The 278-nt window shown below is 65.5% G+C and carries 1 protein-coding gene; it reads left to right on the forward strand.

The features are described 5' to 3' along the window. Positions 1–59: 59 nt before the first annotated feature. Positions 60–278, forward strand: a 219-nt coding sequence (locus AC0L25_RS32540; protein ID WP_473599202.1) for an FAD-dependent oxidoreductase, incomplete at its 3' end; no start/stop codon positions are given.

The following is a 278-nucleotide window of genomic DNA, read 5'->3' on the forward strand; positions in this document are numbered from 1 at the left end:
GTGCGTGAGTGCGTGCTCGGGCCAGGCGAGACGCGCCGCGAGAGATGTGCGAGGAATTCATGGAGATTGAGAAGAAGTCCAGGGGACGCCACCGCGTCGTCATCGTCGGCTCCGGCTTCGGCGGCCTCTTCGCCGCGACGAAGTTCAAGGACGAGGACGTCGACGTCGTGCTCGTCTCGTCGACGACGCACCACCTCTTCCAGCCGTTGCTCTACCAGGTCGCCACCGGCATCCTCAGCGAGGGTGTCATCGCCCCGAGCACGCGTGAGGTGCTCAAG

Source organism: Mesorhizobium sp. WSM4813, from assembly GCF_055811555.1.